Consider the following 18,202-nt stretch of genomic DNA (forward strand, 5'->3'; position numbering starts at 1 on the left):
GCGAGAAAATACTGCCCAAAGACTTGTCAAAAGCTAGAAAATTTGATATGATAGTAGATGCCGTTTAAACGGCAAAAATACTCATTTTAGATGAATTGTGGAGCCGTTGCCGATTGGTAGCTCTGCGAGCTGAAATCTAAAAGAGGAAAAAAACAAAAAGGAGAATTTACTCATGGCAGTAATTTCAATGAAACAACTTCTTGAGGCTGGTGTTCACTTTGGTCACCAAACTCGTCGCTGGAACCCTAAGATGGCTAAGTACATCTTCACTGAGCGTAACGGTATCCACGTTATCGATCTTCAACAAACTGTAAAATATGCAGATCAAGCTTATGACTTCATGCGTGATGCAGCTGCAAACGATGCAGTTATCTTGTTTGTTGGTACTAAAAAGCAAGCTGCTGAAGCTGTAAAAGAAGAAGCAGAACGTGCTGGTCAATACTACATCAACCACCGTTGGTTGGGTGGAACTCTTACAAACTGGACAACTATCCAAAAACGTGTTGCTCGTTTGAAAGAAATCAAGCGTATGGAAGAAGAAGGAATCTTCGAAGTTCTTCCTAAGAAAGAAGTAGCACTTTTGAACAAACAACGTGCTCGTCTTGAAAAATTCTTGGGTGGTATCGAAGATATGCCGCGCATCCCAGATGTAATGTACATCGTTGACCCTCATAAAGAGCAAATCGCTGTTAAGGAAGCTAAGAAACTTGGTATTCCAGTAGTTGCGATGGTTGACACAAATACTGATCCAGACGATATCGATGTGATTATCCCTGCTAACGACGACGCTATCCGTGCCGTTAAATTGATCACTGCGAAAATGGCTGACGCTGTTATCGAAGGTCGTCAAGGTGAGGACGCTGTAGCGACTGTTGAAGCAGAATTTGCTGCAACTGAAACTCAAGCAGACTCAATCGAAGAAATCGTTGAAGTTGTAGAAGGCGACAACGCATAATTTTCATAAGTCAATTAACCTAAAGGGGCGGGGCTCAGCCCGGCCCCTTTATTTAAAAATAGTAAACATAGGAGAAGAAAAATGGCAGAAATTACAGCTAAGCTTGTAAAAGAATTGCGTGAAAAATCTGGTGCTGGTGTCATGGACGCTAAGAAAGCATTGGTTGAAACAGATGGTGACATCGAAAAAGCGATTGAATTGCTTCGCGAAAAAGGTATGGCAAAAGCAGCTAAGAAAGCTGATCGTGTTGCCGCTGAAGGTTTAACAGGCGTTTACGTGGATGGTAACGTTGCAGCTATCGTTGAAGTTAACGCTGAAACTGACTTCGTTGCGAAAAACGCTCAATTCGTTGAATTGGTAAATACTACTGCAAAAGTTATCGCAGAAGGCAAGCCAGCTAACAACGAAGAAGCGTTTGCATTGACAATGCCTTCAGGTGAAACTCTTGAAGCTGCATATGTATCTGCAACTGCAACTATCGGAGAAAAAATCTCATTCCGTCGTTTTGCTTTGGTTGAAAAGACTGATGCTCAACACTTCGGTGCTTACCAACACAACGGTGGCCGTATCGGTGTTGTTTCAGTGATTGACGGTGGCGATGACGCTCTTGCGAAACAAATTTCTATGCACATCGCTGCTATGAAACCAACTGTTCTTTCATACAAAGAATTGGATGAGCAATTTGTTAAAGATGAATTGGCACAATTGAACCATGCTATCGATCAAGACAATGAAAGCCGCGCTATGGTTGATAAGCCAGCACTTCCACACTTGAAGTATGGTTCTAAAGCTCAGTTGACTGACGAAGTGATTGCACAAGCTGAAGCTGATATCAAAGCTGAATTAGCTGCTGAAGGTAAACCAGAAAAAATCTGGGACAAGATCATCCCAGGTAAAATGGATCGCTTCTTGCTTGACAACACTAAAGTTGACCAAGCTTATACACTTCTTGCACAAGTGTACATCATGGATGACAGCAAGACAGTTGAAGCTTACCTTGAATCAGTGAATGCTTCAGTAGTTGAGTTTGTTCGCTTTGAAGTTGGTGAAGGTATTGAAAAAGCAGCTAACGACTTCGAATCAGAAGTTGCAGCAACAATGGCAGCTGCTCTTGGCCAAAACTAATCTAAGTTTATAACAAAAAAAGATTGAAAAGAAATTATTTCTTTTCAATCTTTTTTATTATGCTTGCCTGAATAGTTCTTCTTTTAAATTGAGAAGAATTGGCCTACGAGATAGGTGACAGCCATGGTCAAAAGTCCGATAGTGAGGTTACGGATCATGGCATTTTTAATGGGTGCCTGTCCCAATTTTGCACTAGTATAGCCGGTTCCCAAGAGGGAAAGAGCTACAACAAGGACGGTCGCTGGAATCCTATAGGCAGCCGGAAGCAGAACGATGGTCAGCATAGGGAAAATTGCACCTATGGCAAAGGCTAGAAAGCTGGATATGGCTGCGTGCCAAGGATTGGTGAACTCTTCGACCTCAATGCCGTACTTTTCCTCTACCAAGGCCTTGAGCGGATCCTGCAAGAAGGCGCGATTGGTCAAGAGTTGGGCAGAAGTCTCGCACTCACCATTTTGGACGTAGGAGGCGTAGAGGGACTGTCTGGCAATATCGGGATTCTTTTCCAAGAGTTCTCGCTCTCTAGCTACTGCAGCCTCCTCAGTGTCCTTCTGAGTGGAGACGGATACATACTCCCCGCCTGCCATAGAAAAGGCACCGGCAAAGACAGCAGCCAGACCAGATAGAAAGATAATCCAAACATCTTCCGTCGCACTGGCCACTCCGATGACCACCCCTGCGATAGAAATAATACCGTCGTTAGCTCCTAAAACTCCAGCTCGCAAAATATTCAGGCGTCCGCTAAAATTTTTGTCAATCTTATGTTCTTCCATTCTGAAACTTTTCTCTTTTCTTTTTATTTATAATGATTATAAATAAAAAGAATGAGGATAGCAAGTGAAAGTCGGAAAATGAGAAAAGTCCGACGATTTAAGGGAAAATTCTTATCAAAAAAGGAGCCGTTTTAAACGACTCCTTTCTTTGTAATCACGATAATGTTGTAGCCAACTGATTATTTCACCACAATATTAACCAGTTTATTTGGCACACTAATGACTTTCACGACTTCTTTGCCGGCAATTTCAGACTTGATTTTCTCATCTGCCAGGGCGGTTTCCTGCAATTCCTCACGGCTCAGGTCCTTTGCTACGACTAGCTTAGCGCGAACTTTACCCTTGATTTGCACTACAATTTCGACCTCTGCTTCGACCAGCTTACTTTCATCATAAGTTGGCCAAGCTACATAGGAAATGCTCTCGCCAGTTTGAGCGACTGCCTGCCAGAGTTCTTCAGCCAAGTGCGGTGCAAAAGGCGCCAGCAATTGGATAAAGCCTTTGGCGTATTCGACATAGAGCTTTTCTTCCTTGTTGGCCGCATTGACAAAGATCATGAGCTGGGCAATGGCTGTGTTAAACTTGAGCTCCTCAATCTGCTCTGTGACAGCCTTGACTGTTTCATGGTAGACCTTGTCGAGAGCACCATTGTTATCCGCAACGATTTCTTTACTTGTAATCAAACGGTAGACACGATCTAGGAACTTGCGGCTGCCTTCCAGACCTTCTTCTGACCAAGCAATGGAAGCATCCAGTGGTCCCATGAACATTTCATAGACACGAAGGGTATCAGCACCGTATTGCTCCACCACATCGTCTGGGTTGACCACATTCTTGAGAGACTTAGACATCTTGGCAGGTGCCTGTTCCAGTTCTTCTCCCGTTTCGATATTGAAGAAAGAACCGTCGCGTTTTTCCACCTTGTCAGTTGCCACAAGTGCTCCACGGTGATCACGGTAGCTTGTTCCCAAGATCATCCCTTGATTAAAGAGTTTTTGGAAAGGTTCTTTGGTCGGAACCACTCCAAGATCATAAAGGAATTTGTGCCAGAAGCGAGCGTAGAGGAGGTGGAGTACGGCATGTTCTGCACCACCGATGTAAATATCAACAGGAAGCCAAGCCTTGAGCAGGTCTTCGTCTGCTAACTTCTCATTATTGTGCGGGTCAATGTAACGCAGGTAATACCAGCTAGAACCTGCCCATTGCGGCATGGTGTTGGTTTCGCGGCGTCCTTTGACACCGTCTTCGCGAGTCACTTCCAGCCAGTCAGTCAGATTGGCCAGAGGACTTTCACCGGTACCAGAAGGGCGGATATCCTTGGTTACAGGCAAGACGAGCGGCAATTCATTTTCAGGGACAGCCGTTGAAGTGCCATCTTCCCAATGAATGATTGGAATCGGCTCACCCCAGTAGCGTTGACGACTAAAGAGCCAGTCGCGCAAGCGATAGGTGATTTTTTCATTTCCGACACCTTCTGCTTCCAACCAAGCAACCATCTTCTCAATAGCGGCAGCCTTGTCCAAGCCATCTAGGAAGCCAGAGTTAATATGCGGACCGTCTTCTGTATAAGCAGCTTCAGCAACATTGCCACCCTCTAGAACCGGAATAATCTCTAAATCAAACTGCTTAGCAAAGTCCCAGTCGCGCTCGTCATGCGCTGGAACGGCCATGATAGCCCCTGTTCCGTAGCTTGCAAGCACATAGTCGGCAATCCAGATTGGGATTTCCTTACCATTGACAGGATTGATGGCATAAGCTCCTGTCCATACCCCAGTCTTCTCTTTAGCCAAATCAGTCCGAGCTAGATCAGATTTGAGGCTAGCTGCGTGTTTGTAGTCTGCAACTGCTTGGGCTTGTTCTGCATTTGTAATAGCGTCGACCAGTGCATGCTCTGGAGCCAAAACAGCATAGGTCGCACCAAAAAGGGTGTCCGGACGAGTCGTAAAGATGGTGAAGTCCTTGTCTGTACCCTTAATCTTGAAGGTTACATTAGCACCGGTTGACTTCCCGATCCAGTTGCGCTGCATATCCTTGATAGACTCTGGCCAGTCCAGTTCCTCCAAGTCATTGAGCAAACGTTCTGCATAAGCTGTGATTTTCAGCATCCACTGACGCATAGGTTTGCGGACAACTGGATAGCCACCGCGCTCAGATGTGCCGTCTGGCAGAACTTCCTCATTGGCGATAGCCGTTCCCAGCTCTTCAACCCAGTTTACTGGCACTTCAGCTTCATAAGCCAGGCCTTTTTCGTAAAGCTTTGTGAAAATCCACTGGGTCCACTTGTAGTAGTTGGGGTCAGTGGTATTGACTTCCCGATCCCAGTCATAGGAGAAACCAAGAGCGTTGATTTGACGCTTAAAGTTAGCAATATTTTCTGCTGTAAAGTCAGCTGGGTCATTTCCTGTATCCATAGCGTACTGCTCAGCTGGCAGTCCAAAAGCGTCCCAACCCATTGGGTGAAGGACATTGTAACCTTGGGCGCGCTTGTAACGACTGAGGATGTCTGTTGCTGTGTAGCCTTCAGGGTGTCCTACGTGCAGACCAGCTCCTGATGGGTAAGGAAACATGTCCAGCGCATAAAAGTTAGGCTTGTCCTTGTCCGTACCTGTCTTGAATGTATGGTGCTCAGCCCAGTATTTCTGCCACTTGGATTCGATTTCTTTGTGATTGTAAGTTGCCATAATCATTTACTCTCCAACGATCTTTTCCGTGTTCTAGACACGTTTCTATCTATTATACCATTTTCAAGGGATTTTGAAAGCAACCGACGAAGGAGAATGAAGAAAATCTTTGCGGATCGACCTTGACTTATTTTTAAAAACAGATAGAATGAAAGCAAGTTTAAAAAAGTGAGGTTGAGGATGACAAGAAAGATTTTATTTCAGATTATTGAGCCCCATCAAAAGGAAAATGCGATTGAAAAAGCCTATGATGTGCTTATGTTCCTGACTATTATTGTCAGCCTGATCCTCCTGACCACCAAGAGTCACACCGGAATCTTCATGTGGTTGGATTTTGTGTCAACGGTTATTTTTATTGTTGACTATGTGCTTATGTTCGTTACTGCCGATTATAAATTGTAAAAAGGGAAGCTTTCTTTTCTCCTCTATCCTTTTACCTTTCTGGCGCTGGCTGATCTGTTCTGCATTTTGCCTTCCCTCTTTTTGTTGAATAATAGTTTGCGACTCTTTAAGTTCATTCGCTATTCTAAAAATATTCAAATACTGACCAATGTCTTAAAAAAGCAGAAGGACAGTTTGATGATCGTGGGTCTTTTGGCTCTCGGCTATATCTTCATTTCTGCCTTTATTATTTTTAATGTAGCACCCAGCACGTTTCCTAGTTTTTTTGATGCCCTCTATTGGGCAACTATCTCCCTGACGACGGTTGGCTATGGTGATATTTATGCAGTTTCAACGACTGGAAAAATTATTACCATGATTTCCTCCTTTTTAGGAATCGCCATTGTGGCTCTGCCCGCTGGTATCATCACAGCTGGCTATATGAAAGAAATCAAAGAACTATAAAAACCTGTTCGAGAAGGCTCTGATGCCCTTCCTGAGCAGGTTTTTTGATTGATTAAATATAATTGAAGTCCTTTACCAAATCACCACGCGCTCTTCTGGGCTGCGCCACATGCCGTCTCCCTCTTGGACATCAAAGGTCGTAAAGAAGTCGTCAAAGTTAGGTAACTGAACATTGGTCCGAAGTTTAGCGGGCGCATGGACATCGACACTGGCTAAGAGCTTCATGTACTGTTCGCGTCCCTTCATCCGCCAGATGCGGGCAAAGTTGGTGAAGAATTCCTCCGCAGAGAAGTCCGCTTCTTTCTTGGCTGCTTCGAGAGCCGCTGCAATACCGCCCAAGTCCGCTACGTTTTCTGAAACGGTCAGCTTGCCATTGACCTTGGCACCGTAGGAATCTAGACCTTCGAACTGGTCAATGACTTTCTGAGTTCGCTCGGTAAAGGCTTGGTAGTCATGCTCTGTCCACCAGTTGTTGAGGCTGCCGTTTTCATCAAAGGAAGCGCCGTTGGTATCAAAGGCATGAGAAATCTCATGGGCGATGACCGCTCCGATACCGCCATAATTGGCTGAAGAAGACTGGTGCAGGTCATAGAAAGGTGCCTGCAGGATAGCCGCTGGAAAGACAATCAGGTTTTTCTGAGGATTATAGTAGGCATTGACCATGTGGGCTGGCATTCCCCATTCTTTGTAATCCACGGGCTGGTTCCACTTGCTCCAACCATACTTAATTTCCACTTGTCGCAGTTTTTGGGCATTTTCGAAGAGGCTGAGCTTTTCATCCACAATCTTGTCTGCATAGCGCTCAGGCAGCTCCTCTGGGTAGCCGATATAAGGCTTGATGACATTGAGTTTGACAATGGCCTTGTCCCGAGTTTCTGGTGTTAGCCAGTCATTGCTTGCGAGGCGTTCCTTGTAGACTTGGATCATCTTGGCTACCTTCTGCTCCACATCTGCCTTGGCTTCAGGGGAGAATTTTTGACCAGCATACCAGAGTCCGATGGCTTGATTGAAAGGCGCTTGAGCTAGGTAAAAGGCAGCTTTTTTCTTGTCTTGTGCCTGAGGTGTTCCAGATAGGGCGCGACGGTAAGCGCCTGCTAGGACACGGATTTCGTCAGTCAAGTAGGCTTCAGCTGACGCGATAGCGTTAAAGATAAGCACGGCCTTGAGGAGGGGCCAAGCTTCTTCGCAGTAGAATTGGTCAGCAGCTTGCCAGAAACGCTCCTCAGGTACGATAATCTGGTCAGGAATTTGCCCGATGAGTTGGGTGAAGATCGCATCTAAAGGTAGATTCGGTGCTAAGGCCTTGAAGTCTTCCCACTTGTAAGGGTGGTAGAGCTTAGCATATTCTGAACTTTCCTCCCGTGACAGAACGACTTTGGCAATTCGAGCATCCAGTTCTAAAACCTTATCCAGCAAATCTTGGATTTCTTCTGCTGAAAATTCGAATTTCTGCAGCAAAGCTTCGGAAGATTCGCGCCATTTTTTCAAGAGCTTATCCTTTTGAGGATGCCCATCGGTATAGTAGGTTGTGTCTGGGAGAATAGTACCTGGCGCATCTGCCCAGAGGACATTGATACGGGCGTCCATAAAGTCAGGTGCTACACCAAAAGGAAAGAAATTGGGCTTGCCAGCTAGCTCAAACTCAGCAATCTTTGTGGTAAATTCTGCAAAAGAGTTGAGCGCTTGGTATTCCGCAATCAAAGGCAAAACAGGCTTGATACCGAGTGCTTCCCGCTTGTCATAGTCAGCTGCTAAACGGTGGTACTTGATAAAGTTTTGCAAAATAGCATCGTCAGGAACTTCCTCACCCTGCAACCATTTATCGGTGGTGGAGAGCATCAGCTTTTCAATCTCATCTGACAAATCTGTGAACCCGCCGGTGACAGGCTTGTCATCTGGGATAACCGCTATTTTGGCCCATTCACCATTAATGGCATCATAAAAATCATCTTGTAAACGTGTCATCTTGTTCTCACTTTCATGCTTTTGATATAACCTTATCAAAATTAGCTCCTTTTTTCAAATATTTCTTATATTGATTGTAAGGATTTTTTAAAAATTAACTTGACTTAATTTTCATTTTAATGTATATTAAAACAAAAGAGGTATAACAATGATTGAAATGAAAAATTTAAGTGTCAGTTATCAAGGACAGTTGGCCTTAGAACCAACTTCTTTAACAATAAAAGGGCCGACTATCACAGGTATTATCGGACCAAACGGGGCTGGAAAGTCAACTCTCATAAAGGGTATGTTAGGAATTGTTGAGAGTGAGGGGCAGACCTTTCTGGATAGAAAACCCATGAAGCAAGAATTAAGCAAGATTGCTTATGTGGAGCAGAAAATTCACATTGATTATAATTTTCCGATCAAGGTCAAAGAGTGTGTGTCTCTGGGCTTGTATCCTAAGATCAAGCTCTTTCAACGCCTCAAAGCGTCTGACTGGGAAAAGGTTGCTCGGGCTTTGAAAATCGTTGGTTTAGAAGATTTTGCTGAGCGGCAGATTAGCCAGTTGTCTGGTGGGCAATTTCAACGGGTCTTGATTGCCCGTTGCTTGGTTCAGGAGGCTGAATATATCTTCCTAGATGAGCCTTTTGTTGGAATTGATTCAGTCAGCGAAGAGATTATCATGGAGACGCTCCGCCAGCTAAGAAAAGCTGGAAAGACGATTTTGATTGTTCACCATGACTTGAGCAAGGTAGTCGCTTATTTTGACCAAGTCTTGCTGCTTAACAAGGAAGTCATTGCTTTCGGATCAACTGAGAGCACCTTTACAAAAGAAAATATGCAGAAGACCTACGGCTCTCAGCTCTTTATGAATGGAGGTGCCTAGGATGATCCAGGAATTTATTCAAGGCTTAAACGACTTTCATTTCCTACAAAATGCGTTGATTACGGCCATTGTGATTGGAGTAGTGGCTGGTGCTGTTGGATGTTTTATCATTCTGCGGGGCATGTCGCTCATGGGGGATGCCATCTCTCACGCGGTGCTGCCCGGTGTGGCCCTGTCTTATATTTTGGGGATTAATTTCTTCATCGGTGCCATTACCTTTGGCTTACTAGCTTCCATTATTATCACTTACATCAAGGGCAATTCTATTATCAAAAGTGACACGGCTATCGGGATTACTTTTTCTTCCTTCTTGGCTCTGGGGATCATTTTGATTAGCGTTGCCAAGAGTTCGACCGACCTCTTCCATATTCTCTTTGGGAATATCTTGGCGGTGCAAGACCTTGATATGTGGATTAGTATTGGTGTGGGCATCTTGGTGCTGCTGGTCATTGCCATTTTCTTCAAGCAGCTTTTGTTGACTTCCTTTGATCCACTTTTGGCCAAGGCTATGGGAATGAAGGTTAATTTTTACCACTATTTGCTGATGATTCTCTTGACTCTGGTTTCTGTCACAGCCATGCAAAGTGTTGGAACGATTCTGATTGTGGCCATGCTGATTACACCAGCTGCGACAGCCTATCTCTATGCCAATAGTCTGAAAACCATGATTCTGCTGTCCTCAGGATTGGGGGCTCTAGCTTCTGTATTGGGCCTCTTCATCGGCTATAGCTTTAATGTCGCGGCAGGTTCTAGTATTGTTCTGATTTCAGCACTTATCTTTCTTATCTCGTTCTTTATCGCTCCTAAGCAGCGGTATTTAAAACTAAAAAATCGACCTAAACTAAAATAAATTTAATGGAGGAATCCCATGAAAAAATTAGGTTTTTTATCACTGCTTTTATTAGCAGTCTGCACTCTTTTTGCCTGCTCTAGTCAAAAGAATTCGTCTGGCGGATCGTCCAAACTCAAGGTTGTTGCGACCAATTCCATTATCGCTGATATTACCAAAAATATAGCTGGCGATAAAATAGATTTGCACAGCATCGTGCCTGTCGGGCAAGACCCGCACGAATACGAGCCGCTACCTGAAGATGTCAAAAAGACTTCTCAAGCGGATCTCATTTTTTACAATGGGATCAACCTTGAAACTGGCGGCAATGCTTGGTTCACAAAATTGGTAGAGAATGCTAAGAAGAAAGAAAACAAGGACTACTACGCTGTCAGCGAAGGTGTTGACGTCATTTACTTGGAAGGCCAAAATGAAAAGGGCAAGGAAGACCCGCATGCTTGGCTTAACTTGGAAAATGGGATCATCTATGCAAAAAATATTGCCAAGCGCTTGAGCGAAAAGGATCCAGCTAACAAAGAAACTTACGAGAAAAATCTTAAAGCTTATGTGGAAAAACTAAGCGCTTTGGACAAGGAAGCCAAAGAGAAATTCAACAACATTCCTGAAGAAAAGAAAATGATTGTAACCAGCGAAGGTTGCTTCAAATACTTCTCTAAGGCCTACAATGTGCCATCTGCCTATATTTGGGAAATCAACACTGAAGAAGAAGGGACTCCAGACCAAATTAAAACTTTGGTTGAAAAACTACGCAAGACGAAAGTGCCATCTCTCTTTGTGGAATCAAGTGTAGACGACCGTCCGATGAAGACTGTTTCTAAAGACACTAATATCCCAATCTACGCTAAAATCTTCACTGACTCTGTTGCAGAAGAAGGCGAAGAAGGCGATAGCTATTACAGCATGATGAAATACAACTTAGAAAAGATCGCAGAAGGTCTGTCTAAATAAGACCGAAAAATTCGCTAGATGTACATTGATTCTCAGTTTTCTAATATAAAAGGCGGCATCCAAATTCGGGTGCCGTCTTTTCAGACAAATTACTCGAAAAAAATCCATATTAGCAGTAAAATAATCTTAGAAAATATGAATGGAGACTTTTAATGACAACCTTTTTCGGAAATCCTGTAACCTTTACAGGTCAGCAACTGCAAGTTGGCGACACAGCCCACGATTTTAGCCTGACGGCTACTGACCTTTCAAAGAAAACTCTGGCTGACTTTGCTGGCAAAAAGAAAGTCCTCAGCATCGTACCGTCTATCGATACTGGCGTTTGCTCAACCCAGACTCGTCGTTTCAATCAAGAACTCTCTGACTTGGATAATACCGTTGTTATCACGGTTTCAGTTGACTTGCCTTTCGCCCAAGGCAAATGGTGTGCTGCTGAAGGCATCGAAAATGCTGTCATGCTATCAGACTACTTTGACCATTCTTTTGGTCGCGACTATGCCGTCCTCATCAATGAATGGCACCTGTTGGCTCGGGCAGTCCTAGTTTTAGACGAAAACAACACCGTGACCTACGCTGAGTACGTAGACAACATCAATACCGAGCCAGATTACGATGCAGCCATTGCTGCAGTCAAAAGTCTGTAAAGAATTATACTTTTCCAAAAAATGCACTTAATTCTTCATAAGAGTTGAGTGTATTTTTGTCTGCTTAACTAAAAATTTTGGAAAATACAAAAAGACAAACATCAATTTTGACGTTTGTCTACGATTTGAAAGAGCCATCTAGGCTCTTTTAATTATTCTGAAGTTAATTCTTTCTGGGCTTCCTTGCCTTGATCCAGCAGGGCTTGGATAATCTTTTGATCACGCAGTTTGACAGAGTTGTTGATAGTTTCTGCGGATTGGATGACCGCTGCTTCTAGCAGAGCGCGTTTTTCCCGTCCTTTATCAATGGCTTCGATAATGCCTTGATTTTGTGCGACGAGACTTTCTGCCAGCTTAGTGACAGACTCAACAGCGATAGTAGGGCTTTGGGAAATCCGCTCCAGCTGAGGAATGACTTCCTTGCTGGTCTCAGCGAGCATTTGCAGGGCAGCGTTATTCGCATTAGAGATGGCGTCAGCTACTTGACCAGACTTCATGGATTGCTGGAGGATGCCTAATTGGGCGATAGACAGTTTCATAGTTGGAATGGTATTTCGACGGAGCATTCCAAGTTTTTGGCGCATATCAGAGGAAACCTTGACCAGATTACGCATTTGAGGCGTTGTCGCCCAAGCAACATAGAGACGGCTGACATATTCAGTGTGTTGCTGCTCTAAGGTATTGACCACCTCTGTCATTCGGGCTAATTCCTGCGATTTGACTTGGTAGTCAACAGTTGTCATATCTAACTGAGCAACTTCAGCCTGTAGCTTGAGCGCTCGATTGCCAGCTTCTTGCTGAGACGCTTCAATAAAGGAAATGACTCCGACTAGATTTTCAATCGATTTGGTATTGTCCTCAATCAGCATTTCAGCAGAAACAATATTGCGAGCCAAAACATCTTCTTGTTTGACGACGGTTGCAGCCATGCCATCCATTTTCTGCTCGATATTTTGTGAGTCAAAATAGAATTCTTGAAGAGTGTTTTTGCTCTGTTTGAAGAGTTTTTCCAAGAAATTAGGCTTCTTGTCCAATTCTGCTACTTGAGCATCCTTGTATTTTGCAACAAAGCCATTGAGTTCCTTGTTGGTATTTTTTAAAAGCTCATCTACCTGGGGAATTTGTAATTTTTTCTGCTCGGCTAAGATACGATTGACAGTGCCGTTGACTTCTTCGACCGCAGATTGGCCAAAGTCCAGCAAGGCATTCTGGTCCGATACGAAATTATCCACCAGCTGAGGCGCTTTAGCCGTAATCGCACTCTGTTGCTCAGGCGTCAGCTTTTCTAGAAAAGTTAGCTGGCCATTTTCTTGAGTCGTATTGGCCTCGATGATTTCTGTTGTTTTGTCGCTTTTACTGATGGCATTGTTAGCAATTTTATCAATGTCAAAATTAAATTCTTGGCTCATAGTTTCTCCTTTGGTTTATCTAGCTTAAAAGCCGGTGTCTGTTTGCTTTTCTTTGTCTAGGATACGCAGGCTGATGTCAAAATCCCTCAAATCAGCTTCATTTAATTGGCGCAGCGCCTCGTCTAGATCCAAGTCAAACTGCTCGATAGCTGCTTTGGCTTTGGCTAGCCGCTCCTCGGCATTATAAAAATCTTTGGGAGAGGCTTTGATTTTGAGGTAGCCTTGTAAAATATCTTCGTAGTGCTCCATCTGGGACTGATGAATGGCAGTCAGTTCTTCCTTGTTATTGCTTTCGGATTGAGAGATTTTTTGAAGAATGGCCTCGTGGTCAATCTGAATATTGCGAACCGTAGCGACCAATTCTGGGGCTAGCTCTTCTAGACTCGTTTTCTTTGGCTGCGCTTCCTTTTGCCTTTTCTCTCGTTCAATCTTTTGCAGTTGTTTATCAATTTCCTCGGTTACAGTCGTAATTTTAGTCTGAATGCGCTGGTAGACAGAGGCAGGAATTTCATCTCGCAATTCCTTAGCAACGTTTTTGATATAGGTGAGTTGGGGAAGAATTTGCAGGGCCAAATCTTGGTAATCTTCCTTCTTGCCGTATTCTTGGTAGCTTTCTAATTCTTTAATACGGCGGTCAGCCTGCCCAATCTCTGCTTTTAAATCTTCAATACGGCCAATGCTAGCTTGTTTAGCTTCAATACGAACTCTTTTCTGCTTTTGGTAGCGATAGATTCCGTAGCCAATACCTCCCAAAATAGCAATGGGGATCAGATAGCTGGCTACGACTCCAAAACCAAAAATAATTGCAAGTATCCAAATCCAGCTAAACCATTCCGGCTGCTGGTTAGAATAATTCTTTCTTCTCGACATGAACCTTTCTCTTTCTTCTCAATGTGATATCTCTATTTTAACATAAAAGCTGGTTTTTGAAGGAGAAAGATTGATATATTCAGCCGCACTTTTAGATTTGATGAGAATATTTGCCTCATCAAGAAAGAGCTTTGCTTCCTTTCCTAAAAGCAAGTGTAAGAGTTCTTTTTTATCACAAGCGGGCAAGCAAAAATCGCAAGGAATCCCCTGCGATTCTTGTTTTATCAGTCCATTTCTGGGAAAAGTTTGGCCAATATTTTAGGGGTGATACTTTGTCCCGGCCCCTCAGCACAATAGGTGTGCATATACATAGAGGGATTGAAATTGAGCTCGATGCAGGTGCAGTTGGGATTTTCCTTTGTGGAAATAGCAGAGCTGTCAGGGATGATTAGGTCAACGCCACAAGCCCAAGCTCCCATAGCCTTTGCCATGTCCGCAGCTAGTTCTTTATAAGATGGGTGCATGCTGTCTGTGACGTCAATCGAGTCGCCGCCAGTAGAAATATTGGAATTGCGCCGCAAGTCAACCTTGACACCAGCAGGCAGGATATCATCTGGTCCATAGCCTTGCTGGTCCAGCATGAGCAACTCAATGTCTCCCAGTTCAATGATTTCGAGCGGTGAACGATGGTCTCGGCCCCGCAGCGGATTATCATTTTTGATGGCAACCAATTCTCTCACGGTGTGTTGACCGTCTCCAACGACATTGGCTGCTACTCGCAAGAGGACTGCCTCACACTGACCGTCTAAGACAAAGAAGCGATACTCCGTTCCAGCGATAAATTCTTCGACTAAGACAGCAGCGTCTTCTGAAAAAGCGATCTCCAAAGCCTTGCGATAAGCTTCCAGACTAGCCGGTTCTTGGAAGATAGAGATGCCTAGTCCAAAGTTGGTTGACTTGGGTTTGACGACAATTTGTCGATCTTTAATCAAAGGGTAGTAGGCCAGACCATCTTCGAGAGAAGAAAACTCCGCCCCAGCCGGAACAGGAAAGTCAGCTGCAGCCAAAATCTTTTTGGTGACTGTTTTATTGGCCATGGCTAGAGGGATGACATAGTTATCCTTAGAGGTCATATTGCCGTTCTTGACATACTCAACATGCTGACCATGCCAGAGCTTGAGAAATTGGTCATTTTCATCTAAGATTTCGAGGTGGAGGCCTTTCTGGAGAGCGTCAAACATCAGCATTTGAGTGGAAAGTTCCATCTTTTCATAGCCCTTGAGAGCGTAAGACGCAGTCCAGGCGTAATCTCGATATTCCCGTGCTTTTGCCAGTCCAAATGCTGAGAGGGAATTCTTCTCAATATGAGGCAATAATTGCCCTGCCAGAGTCCGTTTGGGCTCAGCCAGCGTAGCTCTGACTTGTGCTAGCAATTGACGGTAGGCGTCAGGGAGATTGAAATGCTGGATCACATTTTCCATAGCTTGGAGAATAGCAGAGCTGTCGGCCCCTGCAGGTAGAGGCGTCAAGGGGTGAGCCAAAGCAACGGCATCGTTGAGAGCATGAGCCGCTTGTAGCTGTGTATCGCTATCTGTCACATCATCCAGCCACAATAGAGCCAAGAGAAAGAGATGGACTGTGTCCAAGGTTTTTTGACTGATGCCCAAAACGTCGAAAGGATTGAGGTCGAAACAGCGCAGTTCCAAGTAAGTAATGCCTTGTTCCAGATAATCTCGATTTCGTTTTTGACCGCGAAAGCGCACAGGCGAGTAAAATTCCTTTTCTGCACTTAGGTCGCCAGACTTGACATAGGATTCGATGTCCGAAACATAGCTTTCCAGCGAGCGAAATGACACATGAACATGCTCCTCATTGACATAGCCGTGATGGCTATTGCGGAGTGAGCGAACAGGAGCCTCAACTGACTCATCGTAAAAGCCAGCTTCTGCTAGTGGAGCCGCACCATAAAGATAGGTCAAGAACCAGCGGAAACGGAGGAAATTGCGAGCTAATTTGAGATAGAGAGCATTTTTAAAAACCTTGAAGGAAGAAAAGTCGCTGGCTTCAAAGAGAGCCGCCATCAAATCTTTTCCTAACTCGATATTGTAATGAATGCCGGAAATGGTCTGGAGCCGTTTGCCGTATTTTTCTGCTAAACCTTGACGATAATGGAGTTCGTAGGTATTTTCGAGGTGGGCAATTTCAATCTCGTCTTCTCGGAGCTGGGGAGGCATGGACAAGGGCCACATGAGTTCATCTTGGGGAATGGAGCGTCCAGCTACATCGGTGATGGCACCCAGTAGGCGACGGGCTTCCTGAGTTGAAGAGGCGATGGGCGTAATTAATTCGAGCTGTTGCTCGCTAAAATCCGTCTGGATATAGGGATGAAAACTCCGAGAGCCCAAAGAGCTGTGATGGGGAGTTGATGCCAGTGTACCTGCCTCTGTCACGCGCAGGGATTCTCTTTCCAGTCCAAAAGTCGCCTGTAAGATCGGGCTGGCAGGGTCTAGCTTTTCGAGTAAACGATCAATAGTCATCATGTTTTTCCGTCCTTAGTATAGTACTTTCAGTCTATTATAAAAAAGGCTAGAAAACAACTATTCACTACGTTTTTGATGAATTCCCGAACTTTTATCGCCATTTGTTGGATATATTTCGTGAAAATGAAAAATTTTAAAAAGAATTATTCGCTTTCAAAAGTGAAAATCCAAATTTAAAAGATACCTGATCTTGAAAAAAATTCAAAATTTTCTTATAATAAAGTGTAAGATACGTTTGCAGGTGAAACTCCTGCCTTGTAGATTAAGAAAGGAAGAGCTCTCGCAGCTCAGACGAAATTATGACATCAGTTGTTGTTGTAGGAACCCAATGGGGAGATGAAGGAAAAGGGAAAATTACGGATTTCCTTTCGGCCAATGCTGAAGTGATTGCCCGCTACCAAGGTGGTGACAATGCTGGACATACGATTGTGATTGACGGGAAAAAATATAAATTGCACTTGATTCCGTCAGGAATTTTCTTCCCAGAAAAGATCTCAGTAATCGGAAATGGGATGGTGGTTAATCCTAAATCTCTGGTCAAGGAGTTGGCTTATCTGCACCAAGAAGGTGTTACCACAGATAATTTACGCATTTCAGACCGTGCCCATGTCATCCTGCCTTACCATATCGAGCTAGATCGCCTGCAAGAGGAAGCTAAGGGCGACAATAAAATCGGGACGACGATCAAGGGAATCGGTCCTGCCTACATGGACAAGGCTGCGCGTGTTGGTATCCGCATCGCTGATCTCTTGGATAAAGACATTTTTAGAGAGCGCTTGGAGCGGAATTTAGCTGAGAAAAACCGCCTCTTTGAGAAATTGTACGATAGCCAAGCGATGAGCGTTGACGATATTTTTGAAGAATATTATGAATACGGTCAGCAAATCAAGCAGTATGTGACCGACACATCTGTCATCCTCAACGATGCGCTGGATCAAGGCAAGCGTGTCCTCTTTGAAGGGGCTCAAGGCGTCATGCTGGATATTGACCAAGGTACCTATCCGTTTGTAACTTCATCTAACCCAGTTGCTGGTGGGGTGACGATTGGTTCAGGTGTTGGTCCAAGCAAGATTGACAAGGTAGTTGGTGTCTGCAAGGCCTATACGAGCCGTGTCGGTGATGGTCCCTTCCCAACTGAATTGTTTGATGAAGTGGGCGACCGTATCCGCGAAGTGGGCCATGAATACGGTACAACGACGGGCCGTCCGCGTCGTGTGGGCTGGTTTGACTCCGTTGTGATGCGCCACAGCCGCCGCGTATCAGGCATTACCAATCTTTCCCTCAACTCTATTGACGTTTTGAGTGGTCTGGATACAGTCAAAATCTGTGTGGCCTATGATTTGGATGGGGAGCGAATCGACCATTATCCAGCAAGTTTGGAGCAGCTCAAGCGCTGCAAGCCAATCTATGAAGAATTGCCAGGTTGGTCAGAAGACATCACTGGTGTCCGCAGTCTAGAAGACCTGCCAGAAAATGCCCGCAATTATGTTCGCCGTGTCAGCGAACTGGTTGGAGTCCGCATTTCGACTTTCTCAGTCGGACCAGGTCGCGAGCAAACCAATATCTTGGAAAGTGTTTGGTCTAGTTTATAAGCAAATGAAGACAAGAGAGTGGGATAGAAATCGGTAATTCGTTAGAATTCGATTTCGTCGTCCCACCTCCGCACAGTTGAGTAGGACTGTAAAAGCTGATGAAATCAGCATAGTAGAGTCCACTCAACCACTGCGTCTTGCTCGACAATCCAAAGACAATTGAGAGGCTAGGACTTCTGTCCCAGCCTCTTTTTGA

The 18,202-nt window shown here is 44.5% G+C and carries 13 protein-coding genes and 1 pseudogene; 8 read left to right on the plus strand and 6 right to left on the minus strand.

Features of this window, described 5'->3' with window-relative positions; translation table 11 throughout:
* The first annotated feature begins 172 nt into the window (after window positions 1-172).
* Both rpsB and tsf read left to right on the plus strand, forming a co-directional pair.
* Window positions 173-955, plus strand: a complete 783-nt coding sequence (rpsB, locus tag D8790_RS00660; RefSeq protein ID WP_015605907.1) for a 30S ribosomal protein S2 — start codon at window positions 173-175, stop codon at window positions 953-955.
* An 81-nt stretch (window positions 956-1,036) separates the two neighbouring features.
* Entirely contained in the window at window positions 1,037-2,080 is a 1,044-nt protein-coding gene (gene tsf, locus D8790_RS00665; protein ID WP_125387218.1) for a translation elongation factor Ts, read from the plus strand.
* Window positions 2,081-2,163: 83 nt separating this feature from the next.
* Here the strand turns inward: tsf and D8790_RS00670 are convergent, their stop codons facing one another.
* Both D8790_RS00670 and leuS read right to left on the minus strand, forming a co-directional pair.
* Complete coding sequence (locus D8790_RS00670) at window positions 2,164-2,853, minus strand: VIT1/CCC1 transporter family protein (RefSeq protein WP_045500318.1); 690 nt, start codon at window positions 2,851-2,853, stop codon at window positions 2,164-2,166.
* A 179-nt stretch (window positions 2,854-3,032) separates the two neighbouring features.
* The gene (leuS, locus tag D8790_RS00675; RefSeq protein ID WP_125387560.1) at window positions 3,033-5,534 is read right to left on the minus strand and encodes a leucine--tRNA ligase; all 2,502 of its coding nucleotides are present in this window, start codon (window positions 5,532-5,534) and stop codon (window positions 3,033-3,035) included.
* A gap of 180 nt (window positions 5,535-5,714) precedes the next feature.
* Here leuS and D8790_RS00680 point away from each other — a divergent pair.
* A pseudogene (locus D8790_RS00680) lies at window positions 5,715-6,380 on the plus strand (potassium channel family protein).
* A gap of 72 nt (window positions 6,381-6,452) precedes the next feature.
* Here D8790_RS00680 and D8790_RS00685 read toward each other — a convergent pair.
* A complete protein-coding gene (locus tag D8790_RS00685) occupies window positions 6,453-8,345 on the minus strand; it encodes a M13 family metallopeptidase (RefSeq protein WP_125387219.1) in 1,893 nt (630 codons plus the stop codon).
* 148 nt (window positions 8,346-8,493) lie between these two features.
* On the opposite strand from D8790_RS00685, the gene D8790_RS00690 reads away from it, so the two are divergent.
* The 4 genes from D8790_RS00690 to tpx all read left to right on the plus strand — a co-directional run bounded on the left by D8790_RS00690 (window position 8,494) and on the right by tpx (window position 11,655).
* Entirely contained in the window at window positions 8,494-9,213 is a 720-nt protein-coding gene (locus D8790_RS00690) for a metal ABC transporter ATP-binding protein (RefSeq protein ID WP_125387220.1), read from the plus strand.
* Window position 9,214: 1 nt separating this feature from the next.
* Window positions 9,215-10,063, plus strand: a complete 849-nt coding sequence (locus D8790_RS00695) for a metal ABC transporter permease (protein WP_312023742.1) — start codon at window positions 9,215-9,217, stop codon at window positions 10,061-10,063.
* A gap of 18 nt (window positions 10,064-10,081) precedes the next feature.
* Window positions 10,082-11,011 carry a metal ABC transporter substrate-binding lipoprotein/adhesin ScbA gene (scbA, locus tag D8790_RS00700; protein WP_125387222.1) on the plus strand — a complete coding sequence of 310 codons (930 nt, stop codon included), beginning with the start codon at window positions 10,082-10,084 and terminating at the stop codon, window positions 11,009-11,011.
* A 152-nt stretch (window positions 11,012-11,163) separates the two neighbouring features.
* Window positions 11,164-11,655 carry a thiol peroxidase gene (gene tpx, locus D8790_RS00705; protein ID WP_125387223.1) on the plus strand — a complete coding sequence of 164 codons (492 nt, stop codon included), beginning with the start codon at window positions 11,164-11,166 and terminating at the stop codon, window positions 11,653-11,655.
* A gap of 152 nt (window positions 11,656-11,807) precedes the next feature.
* Here tpx and D8790_RS00710 read toward each other — a convergent pair whose 3' ends face one another.
* From D8790_RS00710 to gshAB, 3 genes are all read right to left on the minus strand, one after another.
* The gene (locus D8790_RS00710; protein ID WP_125387224.1) at window positions 11,808-13,064 is read right to left on the minus strand and encodes a toxic anion resistance protein; all 1,257 of its coding nucleotides are present in this window, start codon (window positions 13,062-13,064) and stop codon (window positions 11,808-11,810) included.
* A gap of 24 nt (window positions 13,065-13,088) precedes the next feature.
* On the minus strand, window positions 13,089-13,934 hold the full coding sequence (locus tag D8790_RS00715) for a hypothetical protein (protein ID WP_125387225.1): 846 nt from the start codon (window positions 13,932-13,934) through the stop codon (window positions 13,089-13,091).
* A gap of 224 nt (window positions 13,935-14,158) precedes the next feature.
* Window positions 14,159-16,411, minus strand: coding sequence for a bifunctional glutamate--cysteine ligase GshA/glutathione synthetase GshB (gene gshAB / locus D8790_RS00720; protein WP_185761898.1), 2,253 nt, complete (start codon window positions 16,409-16,411; stop codon window positions 14,159-14,161).
* 302 nt (window positions 16,412-16,713) lie between these two features.
* Here gshAB and D8790_RS00725 point away from each other — a divergent pair, with 302 nt between their 5' ends.
* Window positions 16,714-18,006: an adenylosuccinate synthase gene (locus D8790_RS00725; RefSeq protein ID WP_125387227.1), complete on the plus strand. Its 1,293-nt coding sequence runs from the start codon at window positions 16,714-16,716 to the stop codon at window positions 18,004-18,006.
* Window positions 18,007-18,202: the final 196 nt, after the last annotated feature.

It is taken from the genome of Streptococcus cristatus, assembly GCF_003943535.1.
Taxonomy (GTDB): domain Bacteria; phylum Bacillota; class Bacilli; order Lactobacillales; family Streptococcaceae; genus Streptococcus; species Streptococcus cristatus_L.

Coding starts and splice junctions, on each gene's coding strand:
- tpx (WP_125387223.1), top strand. CDS start 11,164: ATGACAACCTTTTTCGGAAATCCTGTAACCTTTACAGGTCAGCAACTG.
- D8790_RS00685 (WP_125387219.1), bottom strand. CDS start 8,345: ATGACACGTTTACAAGATGATTTTTATGATGCCATTAATGGTGAATGG.
- tsf (WP_125387218.1), top strand. CDS start 1,037: ATGGCAGAAATTACAGCTAAGCTTGTAAAAGAATTGCGTGAAAAATCT.
- rpsB (WP_015605907.1), top strand. CDS start 173: ATGGCAGTAATTTCAATGAAACAACTTCTTGAGGCTGGTGTTCACTTT.
- D8790_RS00710 (WP_125387224.1), bottom strand. CDS start 13,064: ATGAGCCAAGAATTTAATTTTGACATTGATAAAATTGCTAACAATGCC.
- D8790_RS00695 (WP_312023742.1), top strand. CDS start 9,215: ATGATCCAGGAATTTATTCAAGGCTTAAACGACTTTCATTTCCTACAA.
- D8790_RS00715 (WP_125387225.1), bottom strand. CDS start 13,934: ATGTCGAGAAGAAAGAATTATTCTAACCAGCAGCCGGAATGGTTTAGC.
- D8790_RS00725 (WP_125387227.1), top strand. CDS start 16,714: ATGACATCAGTTGTTGTTGTAGGAACCCAATGGGGAGATGAAGGAAAA.
- gshAB (WP_185761898.1), bottom strand. CDS start 16,411: ATGACTATTGATCGTTTACTCGAAAAGCTAGACCCTGCCAGCCCGATC.
- D8790_RS00670 (WP_045500318.1), bottom strand. CDS start 2,853: ATGGAAGAACATAAGATTGACAAAAATTTTAGCGGACGCCTGAATATT.
- scbA (WP_125387222.1), top strand. CDS start 10,082: ATGAAAAAATTAGGTTTTTTATCACTGCTTTTATTAGCAGTCTGCACT.
- D8790_RS00690 (WP_125387220.1), top strand. CDS start 8,494: ATGATTGAAATGAAAAATTTAAGTGTCAGTTATCAAGGACAGTTGGCC.
- leuS (WP_125387560.1), bottom strand. CDS start 5,534: ATGGCAACTTACAATCACAAAGAAATCGAATCCAAGTGGCAGAAATAC.